The organism is Streptomyces sp. 8L (genome assembly GCF_020176795.1).
GTDB lineage: Bacteria > Actinomycetota > Actinomycetes > Streptomycetales > Streptomycetaceae > Streptomyces.
This window is the reverse complement of the sequence record NZ_JAIUKE010000081.1, coordinates 20,750-37,387: the sequence shown is the minus strand read 5'-3', so window position 1 is coordinate 37,387 and position 16,638 is coordinate 20,750. Positions and strand designations below refer to the sequence as shown.

General features: G+C 73.0%; 14 protein-coding genes and 1 pseudogene. 10 read left to right on the top strand and 5 right to left on the bottom strand.

Translation table 11 applies throughout. The features are described 5' to 3' along the window. Window positions 1-37: 37 nt before the first annotated feature. Together LCE31_RS08885 and LCE31_RS08880 are read right to left on the bottom strand one after the other, a co-directional pair. On the bottom strand, window positions 38-910 hold the full coding sequence (locus tag LCE31_RS08885; protein WP_225013471.1) for an amino acid ABC transporter ATP-binding protein: 873 nt from the start codon (window positions 908-910) through the stop codon (window positions 38-40). Next, the gene (locus LCE31_RS08880; protein WP_225013469.1) at window positions 907-1,899 is read right to left on the bottom strand and encodes an amino acid ABC transporter permease; all 993 of its coding nucleotides are present in this window, start codon (window positions 1,897-1,899) and stop codon (window positions 907-909) included. The genes LCE31_RS08885 and LCE31_RS08880 overlap by 4 nt, the downstream gene beginning before the upstream one ends. A gap of 1,162 nt (window positions 1,900-3,061) precedes the next feature. On the opposite strand from LCE31_RS08880, the gene LCE31_RS08875 reads away from it, so the two are divergent. Further along, window positions 3,062-3,559, top strand: a complete 498-nt coding sequence (locus LCE31_RS08875; RefSeq protein WP_225013468.1) for a GNAT family N-acetyltransferase — start codon at window positions 3,062-3,064, stop codon at window positions 3,557-3,559. Window positions 3,560-3,758: 199 nt separating this feature from the next. Further along, on the top strand, window positions 3,759-5,084 hold the full coding sequence (locus tag LCE31_RS08870) for an MFS transporter (RefSeq protein WP_225013467.1): 1,326 nt from the start codon (window positions 3,759-3,761) through the stop codon (window positions 5,082-5,084). An 89-nt stretch (window positions 5,085-5,173) separates the two neighbouring features. On the opposite strand, the gene LCE31_RS08865 is transcribed toward LCE31_RS08870, so the two are convergent. Further along, window positions 5,174-5,758, bottom strand: coding sequence for a GNAT family N-acetyltransferase (locus LCE31_RS08865; RefSeq protein ID WP_225013466.1), 585 nt, complete (start codon window positions 5,756-5,758; stop codon window positions 5,174-5,176). Window positions 5,759-5,980: 222 nt separating this feature from the next. Between LCE31_RS08865 and LCE31_RS08860 the strand changes: the two genes are divergently transcribed. From LCE31_RS08860 to LCE31_RS08835, 6 genes and pseudogenes are all read left to right on the top strand, one after another. Beyond that, a complete protein-coding gene (locus LCE31_RS08860) occupies window positions 5,981-6,793 on the top strand; it encodes a DUF427 domain-containing protein (RefSeq protein WP_225013465.1) in 813 nt (270 codons plus the stop codon). Between the two features lie 101 nt (window positions 6,794-6,894). Continuing rightward, the gene (locus LCE31_RS08855; protein WP_225013464.1) at window positions 6,895-7,581 is read left to right on the top strand and encodes an Ig-like domain-containing protein; all 687 of its coding nucleotides are present in this window, start codon (window positions 6,895-6,897) and stop codon (window positions 7,579-7,581) included. A gap of 152 nt (window positions 7,582-7,733) precedes the next feature. After that, window positions 7,734-8,038, top strand: a pseudogene (locus LCE31_RS08850) (LLM class flavin-dependent oxidoreductase); the annotation flags it as partial. Window positions 8,039-8,473: 435 nt separating this feature from the next. After that, window positions 8,474-9,703, top strand: coding sequence for a glycosyltransferase 87 family protein (locus LCE31_RS08845; RefSeq protein WP_225013463.1), 1,230 nt, complete (start codon window positions 8,474-8,476; stop codon window positions 9,701-9,703). Next, window positions 9,700-10,431 carry an FkbM family methyltransferase gene (locus tag LCE31_RS08840; protein ID WP_225013462.1) on the top strand — a complete coding sequence of 244 codons (732 nt, stop codon included), beginning with the start codon at window positions 9,700-9,702 and terminating at the stop codon, window positions 10,429-10,431. Before LCE31_RS08845 ends, LCE31_RS08840 begins: the two co-directional genes overlap by 4 nt. A 32-nt stretch (window positions 10,432-10,463) precedes the next feature. Beyond that, window positions 10,464-11,621 (top strand): glycosyltransferase family 4 protein, encoded by a 1,158-nt coding sequence (locus LCE31_RS08835; RefSeq protein WP_225013461.1) that lies wholly within the window; start codon window positions 10,464-10,466, stop codon window positions 11,619-11,621. Window positions 11,622-11,769: 148 nt separating this feature from the next. Here LCE31_RS08835 and LCE31_RS08830 read toward each other — a convergent pair whose 3' ends face one another. Further along, the gene (locus tag LCE31_RS08830; protein ID WP_225013459.1) at window positions 11,770-12,435 is read right to left on the bottom strand and encodes a LuxR C-terminal-related transcriptional regulator; all 666 of its coding nucleotides are present in this window, start codon (window positions 12,433-12,435) and stop codon (window positions 11,770-11,772) included. Continuing rightward, entirely contained in the window at window positions 12,423-13,700 is a 1,278-nt protein-coding gene (locus LCE31_RS08825; RefSeq protein ID WP_225013457.1) for a sensor histidine kinase, read from the bottom strand. Before LCE31_RS08825 ends, LCE31_RS08830 begins: the two co-directional genes overlap by 13 nt. A gap of 151 nt (window positions 13,701-13,851) precedes the next feature. On the opposite strand from LCE31_RS08825, the gene LCE31_RS08820 reads away from it, so the two are divergent. Further along, window positions 13,852-14,598 carry an ABC transporter ATP-binding protein gene (locus LCE31_RS08820; protein WP_225013456.1) on the top strand — a complete coding sequence of 249 codons (747 nt, stop codon included), beginning with the start codon at window positions 13,852-13,854 and terminating at the stop codon, window positions 14,596-14,598. Next, complete coding sequence (locus LCE31_RS08815; RefSeq protein WP_225013454.1) at window positions 14,598-16,592, top strand: FtsX-like permease family protein; 1,995 nt, start codon at window positions 14,598-14,600, stop codon at window positions 16,590-16,592. Before LCE31_RS08820 ends, LCE31_RS08815 begins: the two co-directional genes overlap by 1 nt. The last annotated feature ends 46 nt before the right edge of the window (window positions 16,593-16,638 follow it).

The window sequence follows — 16,638 nt, the reverse complement described above, 5'->3', positions numbered from 1 at the left end:
GGCGGGGGCCGGGCGGCGGCGACGTTCTCCGCGGCGGTCAGATGACGGCGTTCAGGAACTCGCGGGTGCGCTGGTGCCGTGGGTTGACCAACACCACGTCGGGCGGGCCCTGTTCGACGATGCGCCCGGCGTCGAGGAAGACGACGTCGTCGGCCACCTCGCGGGCGAATCCGGTCTCGTGCGTCACCACGATCAGTGTCGTGCCGCTGTCGGCCAAGGACTTGATGACGGCCAGCACCTCGCCGACGAGTTCGGGGTCGAGCGCGGACGTGGGCTCGTCGAAGAGGATCACACCGGGTTCCAGGGCGAGCGCCCTGGCGATGGCGACACGCTGCTGCTGGCCGCCCGAGAGCTGGCGGGGGTACGCGTCGGCCTTGTCGGCGAGGCCGACGCGGCCCAGCAGGGTCCTGGCCCAGTCCTGCGCGCCGGCCCGGGTCCTGCGCCCGGTGGCGACCGGGGCGGCGGCGACGTTCTCCGCGGCGGTCAGATGCGGAAAGAGGTTGAAGTTCTGGAAGACGAAGCCGATGCGGCCCCGCTGGGTGCGGATCGCGCGTTCGCCGAGCTCCCGCAGCCGGTCCCCCTGGCGGCGCACCCCGATGAGTTCGCCGTTCACCAGGACGTGTCCGGCGTCGAGTTTCTCCAGGTGGTTGATGGCGCGCAGCAGTGTGGACTTGCCACTGCCGGAGGGGCCGAGGACGACGGTGACCTGTCCGGCGGGCACGGTCAGGTCGACGCCGTCGAGTACGTGATGTGTGCCGTACCACTTGTGGGCGCCGCGGATCTCGACCGCGGCGGGTGCGGCAGTCGCCGTCGGGGCCACGGACGTTGTGGTCGTGTGCGCCGTGGTCGTGGTGTCGGGTGACGTGCCCGCGGCGGCGGGCGTGCTCTCGGTGTCGGTGTGCGCGCTCATGCGGCGGCTCCCAGGGCGATGCGGGCACGCAGGACGCGTACGGCGGTGCGCAGCCTGGCGAGCGGGGTGGGCGGCAGGGTGCGCAGGGCTCCACGTGCGAAGTGCCGTTCCACGTAGTACTGGACGACGGACACGGCGCTGGTGAGGATCACGTACCAGACGGTGGCCACGAGCAGCAGTGGTACGACGTCGCCCGGGAAGGTGCTGCCCATGTTCTGCACCTGGCCGAACAGGTCGAGCAGCGAGACGTAGAAGACCAGCGAGGTGCTCTTGACCAGGCCGATCAGCTGGTTCACGTAGGACGGCACGATGGCTCGCAGGGCCTGCGGCAGGACGATGCGGGTGAACTGGTAGCGCCGCGGGAGCCCGAGCGCGTCGGCCGCCTCGTGCTGTCCCTGGTCGACCGACAGCAGCCCGGCCCTGACGACCTCGGCCGCGTACGCCGCCTCGTTGAGGCTCAGCCCCACGACCGCGATGACGAGATCCGTCGCGAGGTGCGACTCGTCGAAGTGGAATCCGGGTCCGAACGGAACCCCGAGGCTCAGTGTCTTGTACAGCGCGGAGAAGTTGTAGAGGAACAGCAGCACGACAATGAGGGGGACCGAGCGGAACAACCAGATGTAGACCCAACTGACGGCCTTGAGCACGGGGTTGCGTGACAGGCGGCCGAGTGCCAGCAGGACCCCGCCCGCGAGCCCCAGCACCGCGCTGTACGCGGCGACCTTCAGTGTGATCAGCAGCCCGCCGAGGATCGAGGGCCGCAGGAACCAGTATTGGAACCTGTCCCACTGGTAGAACGGATTGGTCGCGAGGCCGTGCGCGACCTGGGCGGCCACCACCAGCACCACCAGGGTGGCGACCCATCGCCAGGGGCGCCGCAGCGGCAGCACACGCTGCGCCGCGAGCGGCGCGCCGGACTCGGGAGGCGTCGCGGAGACGGCCGGGGCGGGCGGCTCGAGAACAGGCGGGGAGGCGGGTGGCTCGCTCATGGAGGCTCCAGCGGAGTCGGGTCAAAGGATCGGATCAGCAGGAACGGAGGTACATCGGGGCGCCCGCCCGGTGGCCGCCACGGCCCGCGCAGGCGTGGCACTCGGACCGCCCTGCACACCGGGCGCGGGACGCGCCGGCGCCAGGGGACGCAGCGCTTCAAGACAGGGCCGCGGTGGGCACGTGCGCGCGGCGATCCGGCGACGTGTCCGTGGCAGCACGGTGTGGGGCGGCGCGGGACACACGGGTCATGGCCGCGGACCGCGCTATACCCGGGCGGCCCCAGACCACTGGCTAGCCGGGCGCTCGGCCGCCTGTCCCTCCAGCCGGATCACACTCCGGCAGGCACAGGTGGGGCGAGGGGATCGCCTGTACGGAGGGACTCCGGGTGGGGATTCCGTTGCCGCGGGCTCTGTGGCGGAACCGGCCTTGCGGCCGCCTCGGACGGCCGGGAGACGGCGGCAGGCGTCAGCGACAGTTCGCGGCGGGACAGCGCGGACAGAGGGCGCTGCTGACACGGAGCAGGTCGACACTGCGGTCCAGGACCGCGGAGAACCGGCCGTGGCAAAGCCACTTGGCCTCTTCCGCTCCTGCGCACATCGCTGTCACCGCCGACACTCTTCTTCGCCCCGTGAGGCGTCGCGTACCGCCGGCAGGGCACCGGTGGCGCCCTCAGTTAGGCACGGCGGCGCGGCCGGTGTCAACGCTGGAGCCGTCCGTCCCACTCGTCAGGACGGCGGTTGACGGGATGCGGCGCGGGTGGTCGACTGGCTCCATGCAGAAGCGAGTTGCGCTGGTCACCCGCGGGCACATCGACTTCGGTCGTGTGTGGTCCGCCTCGTGTCGCGCCTGACGGCCTCCCGCCCCGCTTCCCCCGGCACCTCACCCTCGCCCCGTCCTCGCATGCCGCATCCGCGTGCGGCACCCGCTCGCCGCCCAGCATGCGTACCGGTATGCCCGTACCGGCCTACGGGCGTACCGGTGTACCGGCTCACCGGCGTTCGCCGTCCGTGATGCGGGTGCGCGGGCCCGTCCCGGGTGGGAGCCTTCCGCGGGCCGTGCCCGTGCGTCCCTGAGGCACCGGGCTCACCGTGCCCTGTCGCCCGAACACCGCTTCTGCCACCGCGTGTTCCGCACGCACGGCCACCAGGAAGGCGTTCCGTCATGACTGCTGTCCCCTCCGCCGTCGCAGGCTCTCCGGACGCCACCTGGCTGCGTACGGTCGTCTCCGACCCGCTGGTGGCCCCGATGCTGCGCCAGCTCGGCGACGAGTACTCCACCCGCTACGGCAAGGACGCCCATGCCGAGATGGCCCGGTATCCGAGTGAGGAGTTCGAACCCCCTGACGGTGTACTGCTGTTGCTCCTTGAGGCGGGTGCGGGGGTGGCGGGCGGCGCGTACCGCCGCTACGACGGGACGACCGCCGAACTGAAGCGCATCTGGACCCACCCGGCACACCGCAGGCGGGGGCTGGCCCGGCGTGTCGTCGCCGAGTTGGAGCGGATCGCCGCCGCGTCCGGGTACCGGAGCGTGTACCTGACCACGGGCCCGCGCCAGCCGGAGGCCCGCGCGCTCTATCTGGCCGCCGGTTACCGGCCGTTGTTCGACCTGTCGGCGGACCCCGAGACCATCGGGCCCCTGCCGTTCAGGAAGGACCTCTGACCGCTGTCGTGCCCCACCCTCCCCCGCGGGGCACAGGTGGGACCGGTGGGGCGCGCGGGCGAGAACCGCCGCCCCGGCTGCCCTCCGGCGAAAGGCGTGTGTGAAGGGGGGTCCACCGGGAAAGAGGTTCCGACGGTCGTGCGCGCCATTCGGCACGGCCGGCCGACGACGCCGTACGAGCGAAGGGTTCCCCGACGACATGAGCGACAGGGCCCCGGCCGGCGAGCCGCACACGGACCGGAAGGCTGCGTTCGGGCCACCCGGCGGCGCCCGGGGACTGCCCGTGCGCCAGTTGGCGGCCGCGTCCGTCGGCAATGCGGCGGAGTGGTACGACTGGTACGCGTACTCCTTCCTCGCGGTGTACTTCGCGGACCGGGTGTTCCCCAAGGGCTCGGGAAGCTCCCTCGTCCCGCTGCTGTCCGCGTTCGCCGTGTTCGCCGTCGGCTTCTTCATGCGGCCCGTCGGCGGCCTGCTGATGGGAGCCGTCGCGGACAGGCGGGGCCGCCGCGCCGCGCTCACCCTGACCATCCTGCTGATGGGCGGCGGCAGCCTGCTCGTCGGTGTGACACCCACCTACGCGGCGGCCGGGGTCCTCTCGCCCGTCGTCCTCGTCCTCGCACGGCTCGTGCAAGGCCTCTCCGTCGGCGGGGAGTTCGCCGCTTCGACGACGTTCCTCGTCGAGTCGGCGGGGCCCGGCAGGCGGGGGCTGTTCTCCAGTTTCCAGTATGTCTCCACCACCTGCGGCCAGTTGATCGCCTCGGGCATCGCGGCACTGCTCGCACACAATCTGACGGATGGTCAGATGACGTCGTGGGGATGGCGTGTTCCGTTCCTGTTCGGCGCCGTCATCGCACTGGTCGGCTTCTGGATACGGCAGGGGGCCGTCGAGACCCGGGGCCCGGCCGAACCGGGCGCCGCGCGGCCCGGGCTGTTCGAGGCGCTGCGCCACCATCCGCGGGCCTCCCTGCTGATCTGCGGCATCACGGCGGGCGGCACGATCGCCTATTACACGTGGACGACGTACCTTCCCACGTACGCCACGGTCAACGCGGGCTTCGACAAGGGCGACGCGCTCACGGTCGGCACGATCTCGCTCGCCTTCTTCGCCGTGCTCCAGCCGCTCGGCGGCATGCTGTCGGACCGGGTGGGCCGCAAGCCGCCCCTCATCGCCTTCGCGGTGGGGTTCGCCGTGCTCGCGGTCCCCCTGCTGCACCTGATCACCAGCGCCTTCTGGTCGCTCCTGCTGGTGCAGTGCGGCGGCATGGTGCTGCTCACCGGATACACGGCGGTCGCGGCGGCCGTCAACGCGGAGGTCTTCCCCGCGCGGGTACGGGCGGCCGGCATCGGGTTCCCGTACTCCCTCACCGTGGCGCTCTTCGGTGGCACGGCGCCGTACGTGGGCACGTGGTTCGGCGAGGCCGGCCACGCCGGCTGGTTCCCCTGGTACGTGGCGGTGCTCTGCCTGCTGTCCGCCGCGGTCTATGTGAAGCTGCCGGAGACGGCGCACCGCACCCTGGAGCGCTGAGGCCCCGGGACCGGCCCCGACGCGGGCCCCTGCGGGCCGCCCTGCGGCTCACGGTCGGCCGGAGGGCTGCCCGACCCTCCCGGCAGGGCTCAAAAACCGGCGGTGGGGCCGGAGTCGTCCAGGTCGCCCTTGCGCAGGCGGTACACCTGAAGGGTCAGGCCGTAGTACTTGTCGGTCTCCCCGACCCACTCCATCCCGACCCGGCGGGCGGTCGCCGCACCGCGCTCGTTGCGGGGCCGGACGACGGCGAACACCTCGTCCGCGTCCGACCGGAAGGCGTGGTGCGCGACAGCGTGGCCCGCCTCCGCCGCGTAGCCCCTGCCCCAGGCGCCGGGCGCCAGCTGCCAGCCGATCTCCAGATCGCGGTTGTCCGGCGGGAGCGGCAGCAGGGCGACCCCACCGACGGTCTCGCCCGTCGCACGCAGCTCGATCGCCCACCGGCCCTGGGGCGGCTCCAGCGCCTCGGACTCGTCCGCCCACTGATCGATGAGCACCCGCATCGCGGCGGCGTCCGGCACCCGCTCCAGCGCGGGGGCGAGCCACCGCGACACCTCACCGGCGCCGTAGACCGCCAGAGCGGCTTCCGTGTCCGCTCCCGTCCAGGGACGGAGAAGGAGACGTCGTGTTGCAATCCGTCCACCTTTGATGGTGATTGGATGAATATCGTCCGCCATGAGGTGACGGTACCTCAGCGATCAAGGCGAGGCGGTCACCGCGCCCGCCGGTGCCGCCGGACGGCGACACCGGGTTCGGCACCCGCCTGCCGCGCCGGCCAGCCACGGCCGGCCACCCGGCCACCCGGCCACCCGCGGTCGATGCCCCGGACGCGCGGCGTGGCCGGCTTGCGGTCCCCGGTGCCACCCGTGAAGGTCACAGAAGCCGATGAGGGAGGCCCCATGACGGGATACACCCCGGACCACCCGGGAATGATCGTTCCGGTCGGACACGTGGAACCCGTGCCCCGCCGCCTGCGCGGGTTCGTGGCGGGCCGCCCCGTCTTCGACACCGTACGGGCGCGGTACGTATGGCTCTGGCCCGGCTACCCGCAGTTCTGCGTCCCCCGCGAAGACATCACCGCCGGGGCCCTGGTCGACGAGGGCCGCTCCCTGGCCCTGGCTGTCGGGCCGGCAACGCGCCACACGCTGAGCACCGGCGGGGTCGAGCGCCCGGGCGCGGCCTGGGTCTGGGCGGATGGCGCGCCGGAGGCCATCGTGGGCTTCGTCAGCTTCCGGTGGGAGTCGGTGGACGCCTGGTTCGAAGAGGACGAACAGGTATTCGTACATCCGAGGAGTCCGTACACCCGAGTCGACGCGCTGCGCTCGGGGCGGGCGGTGCGGGTCGAGGTGGACGGCACGGTCGTGGCCGACGCACCCTCGTCCGTGACCGTCTTCGAGACGGGCCTGCCGACGCGCTACTACCTTGACCGCGTCCACGTCGACTGGACCCGCATGGTGCCCACCGACACCGTCACCAGCTGCCCCTACAAGGGCACCACGAGCGGCTACTGGTCAGTCCGCACCGAGACCGGGACGCACCCCGACCTCGCGTGGGCCTACGACTTCCCGACGCGCCAGCTCTCCCCGGTCGCGGGGCTGGTGGCGTTCTACAACGAGCACGTCGACCTCTTCGTCGACGGCCGGGAGCTGACCCGGCCGGCGCCCGTCAGCAGAGCCGCGTGGGAGAAGGAGCGGCGGGACGCGGAGTCCTGAGGCCGCGGCGCGCGGGGCCGGTGCGGCACCGGCGCAGCGCGGCCTGTCCGTCCCTGCACGTACACCCGGAGCCGGGCGCGCACCGGAACCACGCCTACGGCATGAGCGAGGACGAGCGGGCGTCCGACGGCTTCGACGGCCCGACCACGGCGTCCACTGTGGGCGGGATGTCCGCCCGCACCAGCACCCAGAGCAACATCTACTTCGACATCGACGACTCCGTGGCGCACGCCGGGTACTACACGGCCGCGTTCACCGTCTCCTACTACGACCACGGCACAGGCTCCTTCGCCGTGCAGTACGACGACGGGAGCGACGACCCGTACGAGGCGGCCCCCTCCATCCCGCTGACCGGCACGGACGCCTGGAAGACCGCGACCGTGAACGTCCCGGACGCCTCCTTCGGCGGCGGCCAGCACTCCGCCCCCCACTTCCGTATCCGCAATGGCGGGGGCCAGGTGACGGTCCACAGCGTGGCGGTGAGAGTCGGCGGAGCGGGCATGCCCGACCTGAGCGACTTCCCGCCGCCGGTGAAGATCACCTCCCCGGCCGGCGGAGCGGCCGTCACGGGCGCCTTCGCCGTCCGGGGAACGGCCGAGCCGGGCGCCCGGGTGACCGTACGGGCGGACGACGCCGACCTGTGCGCCGCCTCGGCCTCCGACGACGGGACATGGACGTGCACCGCGTCCGCAGCGCCCGCCGCCGGGCAGCACGCCCTCACCGCGAGCGCAGAGGACGCCACCTCGACCCCGGCGCGGTCCGACCCGGTGACGGTCACCGTCACCTGACGTCCCGGCCCGGCGTGCGCCTGCCCCCCCCGGGGGCGCCCCCCCCGCGTCCGGCTGTCCCCGGTCCGCTCCGCGCCCCGCGCCCCCGCAGGAACCCGGTCGTGGTGGCCGCTGGGACCGGTCAAGGACGCCGGTCCCGGATGGTCCCCGAGGACGACGAGCCGGGCGCCGCGGCCCGCCGCAAGGCCCGCCTGGACGACCTGGCCGGCTCCGGGCTCACCTCGGACGCCGAGGTCTTCACGGGGACCCGGAGCAACTCGCCGACCTGCTGCTCGACTGGCAGGCCGTCGGCCTCGACGGCTTCCGTCTGCGCCCCGGCGCACTGCCCCACGACCTCACCGCGATCACCCGGGGCCTCGTTCCGGCGTTGCAACGACGCGGTGTGTTCCGCACCGCTTACGAGTTCACGACCCTGCGCGGCCACCTGGCCCTGGCCCGGCCCGAAAGCCGCTACGCGCCTTCGTGCCCCGTCCGGTCCGGGGCCCCGGAGCGGACGGGGCACGAAGGCGCGAGTGCGCCGGCCGCGAGGCGTGGACCACGGGCTGCGCGCCGGCCCGGCCCGATGGGTGCCGGCGGGCAGGGCTTCGGGGTGCGCGCGCAAAGCAGTGACCGGGGCAGCGAAAAGACACCTGACAGCCCGCACATCGGGGCCGCGCGCAAGGGACGGGTGACGGCGGTCGTCGGCGTGCCCGGTCCGCCCGTCCCGAACTCGGCCCGGTACTGGGCGAGGTCATCGGCAACGCCGTCTCGTGGCGCCGGATCGTCCGGCAACTCCGTTTCCTCCCAGCCGCGTTCACCCGGGCAGCGTGGGCCGCGTGGTGGGGAAAACCCGACCTTCAGGTCTCGACCTGGCTGTCATGACCCGGTGAGCAGATCCGGCTGCAATGGATGAGTGCTGACCTATCTGGCTCAACAACGTTCGGACAAACGGGCATTGTGGTGCGCGGGCTGGCTCGTGGCCGCCGTGTGGGCCGCTGTGTTCCCCCTGATCACGGCACCGCGACCGCACCGCCTGTGGGGCATGTGCGCGTGCATCGGCTATCTCTGCGCGGCCGTTGCCGCCCGCTCGTCGCACCCGCGCGGGCGGACCGTCTCCGTCTGGCTGGCCCTCGGCGGGGCTGTCGTCGTGCCCCTCGTGCTGCTGGTACTGACGGGCCAGGCACAGAGCGAGGTCGGGGTGATCGAGCGCTCCGGGCTGCTGACGCTCCATCAGGCCACGCCCTATGTGGCCGCTCCCCACACGGTGGCGGAGGTCACGCCGTACCTCCCGGGCATGGCCGTCTTCGGACTGCCGCATGCGGTTCTCGGTGGCGGGCTGCTCGGGTGGCTGGGCGATGCCCGGTTGTGGTGTGCCGCGGCGTTCCTCGGCTCTCTGTGGGGAGCACGCCGTGTTCTCGGGCGGAGCGGAGGCGGAGGGCTCGCCATCGGCGCGCTGATCGCGTCGCCCGTCGTAGCGCTCCCGCTGTGTGTCAGCGGCATCGATCTCCCGATGACCGGACTGCTGTGTCTGGCGCTCGCGTGCGCGGACCGGCGGCGGCCGGTTGCCGCCGGTCTCGCGCTCGCCGTGGCCTGCGCCCTGAAGTGGACGGCGTGGCCCGCCGTCGCGGTCGTCGTGGTCCTTCTCGGCCACCGTGCGGGGACGCGTGCCGCGGTGCGTGCCGCGGGTGCGGCGGTGGGAGGCGCGGCTGCGCTGGTGCTGCCCAGTGCCCTGTTGTCGCCTGGCCCCCTGGTGCAGCAGGTGTTCGCCTTCCCCACCGGGCGCGGCCCGTGGGCGACCCCGGCGGCGAGCCCGCTGCCCGGCCGGCTGCTCGCCGACCTGGGGCCCGGTGGCTGGTACGTGGCGATGGCCCTGCTGCTGGCCGGCGGGGCTGCCGTCGCCCTCTCTCTCGTCGTACGGCCGCCGCGCGACCTCGTGGCGGCGGCCGACCGGCTCGCGTTCGGGCTCTGTCTGGCCTTCCTCCTGGCGCCCGCCGGGCGGTTCGGGTATCTCGCCCTTCCGGTCTTCCTGTTCGCGTGGGCCCGACTGGTGCGCGCGGGTGCCCGCAGGTCGGACCCACCGGGAAGCCTCCTCGTGGTGGCGTCCCGCCCGAAGCTGCCGGTCGCGGTCGGAGGCGCCCGATGAGCGGGAACCGCACGGCCGTGGTCGCCGGCGCACTGGGCTGGGGCGCGCAGCGGCTGTCGTTCGTCGAGGAGGAAGTCGCCGGCCTCCGGCCGTTCGTACCGCGGGGAGCCGAGTGCCTGGACATAGGTGCCGAGTACGGTCTCTACACCTGGATGCTGTCCGCACTGGCCGGGCCGACCGGCCACATCCACAGCGTGGAGCCGCTGCCCGGCCCCAGCCACTGGCTGCACACCGCCGCGCGCCTGCTCGGGGCCCGCAATGTGACGGTGCACCGCACCGCTCTGGGCGAGCGGCCGGGACAGGGCACGCTCAGTCTGCCGGTGCGGCGGGGACTGCCGGTGCACGGCCGGGCGTACCTCACCGAGGGCACCGACGGTCCGGGGCCGAACGCCGAGTTCCACACGGCGCGAATCGTGCGGGCTCCCGTCCGCACCCTCGACCAGCTCGCCCGTCGGGTGGGCCTGGAGCGCCTGACGTTCATCAAGGCCGATGTCGAGGGCGCCGAACTCGCCGTACTGCGGGGCGGACCGGAGACTCTCCGGCGCTTCCGGCCCGTCCTTCTGCTGGAGATCGAGGACCGGCACCTGGCCAAGTACGGCGGGGATCCCGGTGAGGTGGTCGAGCATCTTCAGGGCCTCGGCTACGGAGCGCACCGGCACCGGAACGGGCGCTGGGTGTCCGTCCCACGCGTCACGGACGACTGCCGGAACTACCTCTTCACCACCTGACCGCCCTTCCCCCAGTGAGGCAGCGACCACTCATGAGCACCACTCTGATCGTCACCAATGACTTCCCTCCGCGTCAGGGCGGCATCGAGACGTTCGTGCATGCGATGGCAACGCGCGTACCCGACAACGATGTGGTCGTGTACACATCCAGCGAACCGGGCGCCGCCGCCTACGACGCCACACTGCCCTTCCCGGTGGTCAGGGACCCGAGCCACACACTGCTGCCCACCTCCCGCGTGACCCGGCGCGCCTTGCAGATCGCCCGGACACACGCCTGCGACCGGGTCTGGTTCGGAGCCGCGGCGCCGCTCGCGGCGATGGCGCCCGCGCTGCGGCGCGGAGGGATACGGCGCATGGTCGCCACCACCCACGGACACGAGATCTGGTGGGCCCGGACCCCCGGGGCACGTCAGGTGATGCGGCGCATCGGCGAACACGTCGACGTCGTCACGTATCTGGGCGAGTACACACGGCGCCGCATCGCACCGGCGCTGGGGCCCAGGGCCGAACTCGCGCGCCTGGTGCCCGGCGTGGACGCGGCGGCGTTCCGGCCGGCGCCCGGTGCGGCCAGGCAGGTCCGCGAGCACCATGGGCTGGTGGGCCGGAAGGTCATCTTGTGCGTCTCCCGGCTGGTGACGCGAAAGGGCCAGGACACACTGATACGGGCGCTGCCGGGCATCCGGCGGACCGTGCCCGACGCCGTCCTGGTGATCGTCGGCGACGGCCCGGACGGTGCCCGGCTGCGCAAGCTCGCGGCCCGGCACGCCCACGGGCAGGTGGTCTTCGCCGGAGGGCTGGACCACGCCTCGACGGCCCTGTACTACTCGGCGGCCGATGTGTTCGCCATGCCGTGCCGGACGCGGAAGGCGGGGCTGGAGGCGGAGGGGCTGGGCATCGTGTTCCTGGAGGCCTCCGCCAGCGGGCTGCCCGTGGTCGTGGGTGACTCGGGCGGCGCCCCCGACACGGTCATCGACGGGGTGACGGGCACGGTGGTCGACGGCACGGACGTGGAGAGCGTCGTCGACGCCGTGTCGGCGGTCCTGCGCAACCCCGGAGGGGCCGAGGCCATGGGCGACGCCGGCCGCTCGTGGGTGGCGGAGCGCTGGTCCTGGGACGCCTCCGCCGAGCGTCTGACTCGGCTGCTGACCCCGGGCGCGGACCGGCTGCAGGCCGGGTCCGCCTCGGACTGAGACCGGCCCGGGGCCCCCCCCCGGGCCCCCGCCCCCCCCCCCCCCCCCCGCCGGGGGGCCGGCGGGGGGGGGGGGGGGGGGCCCCCCCCCCCCCCCCCCGCGCGGCCCCCCCCCCCCCCCCCCCCCCCCCCTCCGCCCCGCCTCCGGCTCAGGGCAACTGTTCCCGGCGGAGATGGGCGAGGACCGCCAGCACTCTGCGGTTGCCCTCGGCCGGGTCGAGTTCCAGCTTCATGAAGATGTTGCTGGAGTGCTTCACCACCGACGCCTCCGTGATGGTGAGCCGCTGCGCAATGGCCTGGTTGTTGAAGCCCTCCGCCATCAGGGCGAGCACCTCCCGCTCCCGGGGCGTGAGGCGCCGCAGCGGCTCGCCCGCGGTCCGCTGCTGCAACAGCACCCGCACCACCTCCGGGTCGATCACCGTCTGTCCGCCCGCCACCCGGTCCAGTGCGTCGAGGAAGTCCGTGACATCCCCAACCCGGTCCTTGAGCAGGTAACCGAGGCCTGCCGCCGTCGTCGAGCCGCCGCTGAGCAGATCGGTCGCGTAGGCGGTGGCGACGTACTGGGACAGCACCAGCACCGGCAGGTCCGGGTACCGGCCGCGCAGGTCCAGGGCCGCCCGCAGTCCCTCGTCCCGGAAGCCCGGCGGCATCCGCACGTCGGTGATGACCACGTCCGGCCGGTCGGTGTCCACGGCGCGGGCGAGTTCCTCGGCGTCACCGACGGCGGCGGTCACCTCGTGCCCGACACGCGTCAGCAGCTCCACCAGACCGGCACGCAACAGGACGGCGTCCTCGGCGAGCACTACGCGGAGCACGGGACCTCCGCTCGCAACTGCGTAGGTCCGCCCACGGGGCTGGTCACGATGAGTCTGCCTTTCAGGATGGCCATCCGGTCCGCCAGTCCCTGCAGACCGGCGCCCGCCGCCGGATCGGCGCCGCCGTGACCGTTGTCCGTGATCAGAAGTACGAGTTTGTCGTTCCTGAGGTTACCCACGACGGTCACCTCGTCGGCGCCGCTGTGCTTGGCCGCGTTCGTCAGCGCCTCGGTGATGGTGAAGTACGCGGTGGTCTCGACGGCGGTGGGCAGCCGGTGCGGCAGGTCCATGTGAACGGTCACCGGAACCGGGTTGCGCAGGGCGAGTTCGGCGACCGCGGCCGGCAGTCCGTGGTCGGTGAGGACCTGCGGGTGGATGTCGCGCACCAGGGAGCGCAGCTGGCCCAGGGCCTGACGCGCCTCTCCCCGGGCGCGGGTGATCAGCTGCCCGGCCGCGGAGTCGTGTCCGCGGAGTTCGAGTTCGACCAGTCCCAGTGTGATGGTGAGCGCGACGAGCTGCTGTTGGGCGCCGTCGTGCAGGTCCCGTTCGATGCGGCTGCGTTCGGCCTCGAACGCGTCGATCAACCGGGCCCGGGACCGGGTGAGTTCGATGACCCGGGTCTTGAGGTCCTCGTCGCGTGCCGACAGCACGAACTGTGCCACCCGGACCTGAGCGCCCGCCAGGAGTCCTCCCGCGTAGACCGAGACCACGAGTCCGAACAGTCCCACGGCACTGCCCGGCAGGGCCGCGACCGGGTCGGAGAGCGGCTGGCCGGGGATCAGCATCACCGTGTCCGGGGTGATCGCCCAGACGACGACGGGCGTCGCCGTCAGGATCACCGACAGCCCCAGCAGTGCGATGAAGCCGACCCCCGTGGTCGTGAAGACGACCCCCAGAATCAGCGTGTACCCCAGCTCCCGCCACGTGGCCCGCTCCCTCAGTCGGTTCCGTACCCACGGCAGGGCGCTCGTCCCCGGCAGGGAACCGTGCGGATCGAGCAGGGGGTCGGGTTCGACGAGCCGCAGCCGCCGGCGCTCCAGGGTGGCGACCGGGATGCCGAACACCGCCGCCGCCGCGAGGAAGACCAGGCCGATGCCCACCACCGACAGCCCGAGGCCGACGAAGACCAGGGCGGCGAACAGGAGCAGCGCGGCGAACCCCATGAACGTGCCGCTCAGCAGGAACGCCCAGCAGCGCAACGGCCAGGCGGAGAGGGCGAATCGCAGCGGGCGCCGTCGTATGGCCTCCCAGACGGCGACGGTCATGGTGCGTATCCCTCCGAGAGGCGGCGGCTCCAGCTGGTGCAGCAGAAACTGTAGCCGTCCCGGAGCCCCGGTGGATGGTAGGGAAAACCCGCCCAACAAGACTCCCTGAAGCCCCACTGACCAGGGCCGTCGGGTCTGCTGCACTGGGAACATGTCACTGCTCACCGACATTCAGCTGCCCGCCGTCCAACTGTCCGGCGTCTCCAAGAGCTATCCGAGCACCGCGGGCCCCGTCCCCGTGCTCCGCGAGGTCAGCCTGGGCTTTCCGCAGCGGGCGATGACCGCGGTGATGGGTCCGTCCGGGTCCGGCAAGACCACCCTGCTGAACTGCGCCGCGGGACTGGACAAGCCCGACAGCGGCAAGGTGCTGCTCGGCGACACGGACCTCGCCGCCTGTGGAGAGCGGGAACTGACCACCGTGCGGCGCGACCGTATCGGCTTCGTCTTCCAACAGTTCAACCTGCTGCCGATGCTGACCGTGTTCGAGAACGTGGCGCTGCCCCTGCGTCTGCAACGCGGGCGGGTCAAACGCGACCGGGTCATGGAGGCGTTGCGCCAGGTGGGTCTGGAGGACAAGGCCGGACGGCGGCCCGCGCAGCTGTCCGGCGGCCAGCAGCAGCGCGTGGCGATCGCACGGACGCTGGTGGCCGAACCGGAGATCGTCTTCGCCGACGAGCCGACCGGCTCGCTGGACCGGCGCAGCGGTCGGCAGATCCTGGAGCTGCTGCGCGACACGGTCGACAGGGCGGGCCGTACGGTGGCGATGGTCACCCACGACCCGGCCGCCGCCGCGTGCGCGGACCGCGTGGTGTTCCTGTCCGACGGCAAGGTCGTCGGCCGGCTCGACCACCCGACGGCCGACGCGGTCGCCCACCAGCTGAGCCTGTGGGAGCAGTGATGTGGCGCATCTCGGTGCAGTCGGTGCGCCACCACTGGGCGCTGTTCGTCGGGACGTTCGTGGCGCTGGCGCTCGGTGTGGCGCTGATCGGGGTGTCCGCGTCGGCGCTGGCCGCCACCTGGGCGGTTCCCGCCTCACCAGCTGCGGGGAGCGCGACCGTGACCCTGACCGACGGCACCGGTGCGGCACACACCCTGTCCAACGGCGACCTGGACATGGGCGGCGTGCAGAGCGTCCTCGCGATGGCCGGGGTGGTGTCGGCGTTCGTCACGGTCTTCGTCATCGCCGGTACCTGTGCCTTCGGGATCGCTCTGCGCCGGCGCGACATGGGGCTGCTGCGCCTGGTGGGCGCGGGTGGTCCGCAGGTGCGCCGCATGGTGCTCGGGGAGTCCCTGGCCGTGGCGGTGACTGCCGCGCTGGTCGGCTGCGCGGTCGCGGCGGTGGCCGCGCCGGTCGCCGTGCGGGCGCTGAACGGAACCGGGCTGTCGCCGGTCGATCTGCGCCCGGGACCGCTCCTGTGGCCGTTGGTGTTCGCCGCAGGCAGTGGCCTGCTCATCGGCGTGCTCGGCATGCTGGCGGCATCGAAGCGGGCCGCCCGGGTACGGCCGACCGAGGCACTGCGTGAGGCGGACCTCGACGCCCGGACCATGACCGTCGGACGGACGCTGACGGGCGTGCTGATGCTGGTCGCCGGTGCAGTGATGGTGGCGATCGCACCGGGTGCCGGGGCCGAGGCGGCGACGCCGCTGGCCCTGTTCGGGACCATGGCCCTGGCCATCGCGGCCACCTTGTTCGGGCCGCTGTACCTGCCGCCTCTGCTGCGGGTGATGGCGCTCCCGCTGCGCTGGGCCGACCCGGTCGCAGGCCGGCTCGCCGCGGAGTCGGTGCGCACCTCGCGGCGGCGCACCGCGTCCCTGGTGGGGCCGGTGCTGGCGATCCTCGCGATCGTCGGCATCTTCACCTCGGTGCTGTCCACCACGGGCGCGGCGACCGAGGCGGACGACCGCGCGCGCACGGCCGGGCAGCTCGTCGTCGAGCCCGCCTCGGGCAGCGGCGGACTGTCGGAGAGCGCCCTCGGGCGGCTGCGAGCCGACCCGCGGGTGGCCGCGGTCTCCGCGCCCGCGTCGCTGGACGTCGGCGTGTCCGGCCCGGATTCGGTGTGGAAGCAGGAGGCGGCGGTCGCCGATCCCGTGGCGCTCGCCCGTACGCACCGGATCACCGTGGTGGACGGGACCCTCGGCCCGCTCGCTCCGGGAACGGTCGACGTGTCCCGCGAGTTCGCCGACTGGTACGGGCACCACACGGGCTCCACGGTCACCTACGGCCTGTTCGGCGGGAAGCCGGTCAAGGCACGGGTGGCCGCGGTACTGGACGGCGGGTCGGCTGTGCCCCCGCTGCTGCTGCCCTCCGGCACCCGGGGTACATCCCCCGCCCCGGGTCCGGAGCGCGCGGTCGTACTGCTCAGCGGGAAGGCAGCGGGCTCCCCCGCCGCGGCGGCCTCGGAACTCACCGAACGGCTGCGCGCGGACGGGGTGCGCGTGGTACCGACCGCGGACTGGTTCGGCCGGCAGGCGACCTCCCAGGACCGGCTCAACCGGCTGGTCCTCGGGGTCCTGACCGTGCCCGCCTCGCTCTACGCGCTGATCGCGGTGGCAAGCACCCTGGTGATGTCGTACAGTCGGCGCGGCCGGGAGGTCGCGGGGATGCGCATGCTCGGAATCAGTACGCGGCAGGTGCGCCGCATGGCGCTGTGGGAGACCCTCTCCACCACGCTGCTGGGGGTGCTGGTCGCCGCCGCGGTCGTGGGTCTCGGTCTTGACGCCTACCGGCCGTCACTGACCGTGTTCGGCGGGACACCCCCCTGGAGCGTGCCCTGGGCCATGCTCGGAACACTCACGGGCGCCTGCGTCCTCGTGGGTGTGGTGGTGAGCCTCTCGGCGACGGGGCGCCTGCTGCAACGCGTGAGCGCAGGCACGGTCACTTCACGCCAGTAGCACTCCCCGCAGGGCGAATTGGCGACGAGCCACGTAGCGTCAGCCA

What these genes read in the sequence shown, in the direction of transcription:
- LCE31_RS08870 (WP_225013467.1), top strand. Translation starts at nt 3,759, where the DNA reads ATGAGCGACAGGGCCCCGGCCGGCGAGCCGCACACGGACCGGAAGGCT.
- LCE31_RS08865 (WP_225013466.1), bottom strand. Translation starts at nt 5,758, where the DNA reads ATGGCGGACGATATTCATCCAATCACCATCAAAGGTGGACGGATTGCA.
- LCE31_RS08840 (WP_225013462.1), top strand. Translation starts at nt 9,700, where the DNA reads ATGAGCGGGAACCGCACGGCCGTGGTCGCCGGCGCACTGGGCTGGGGC.
- LCE31_RS08820 (WP_225013456.1), top strand. Translation starts at nt 13,852, where the DNA reads ATGTCACTGCTCACCGACATTCAGCTGCCCGCCGTCCAACTGTCCGGC.
- LCE31_RS08875 (WP_225013468.1), top strand. Translation starts at nt 3,062, where the DNA reads ATGACTGCTGTCCCCTCCGCCGTCGCAGGCTCTCCGGACGCCACCTGG.
- LCE31_RS08815 (WP_225013454.1), top strand. Translation starts at nt 14,598, where the DNA reads ATGTGGCGCATCTCGGTGCAGTCGGTGCGCCACCACTGGGCGCTGTTC.
- LCE31_RS08885 (WP_225013471.1), bottom strand. Translation starts at nt 910, where the DNA reads ATGAGCGCGCACACCGACACCGAGAGCACGCCCGCCGCCGCGGGCACG.
- LCE31_RS08880 (WP_225013469.1), bottom strand. Translation starts at nt 1,899, where the DNA reads ATGAGCGAGCCACCCGCCTCCCCGCCTGTTCTCGAGCCGCCCGCCCCG.
- LCE31_RS08825 (WP_225013457.1), bottom strand. Translation starts at nt 13,700, where the DNA reads ATGACCGTCGCCGTCTGGGAGGCCATACGACGGCGCCCGCTGCGATTC.
- LCE31_RS08860 (WP_225013465.1), top strand. Translation starts at nt 5,981, where the DNA reads ATGACGGGATACACCCCGGACCACCCGGGAATGATCGTTCCGGTCGGA.
- LCE31_RS08855 (WP_225013464.1), top strand. Translation starts at nt 6,895, where the DNA reads ATGAGCGAGGACGAGCGGGCGTCCGACGGCTTCGACGGCCCGACCACG.
- LCE31_RS08835 (WP_225013461.1), top strand. Translation starts at nt 10,464, where the DNA reads ATGAGCACCACTCTGATCGTCACCAATGACTTCCCTCCGCGTCAGGGC.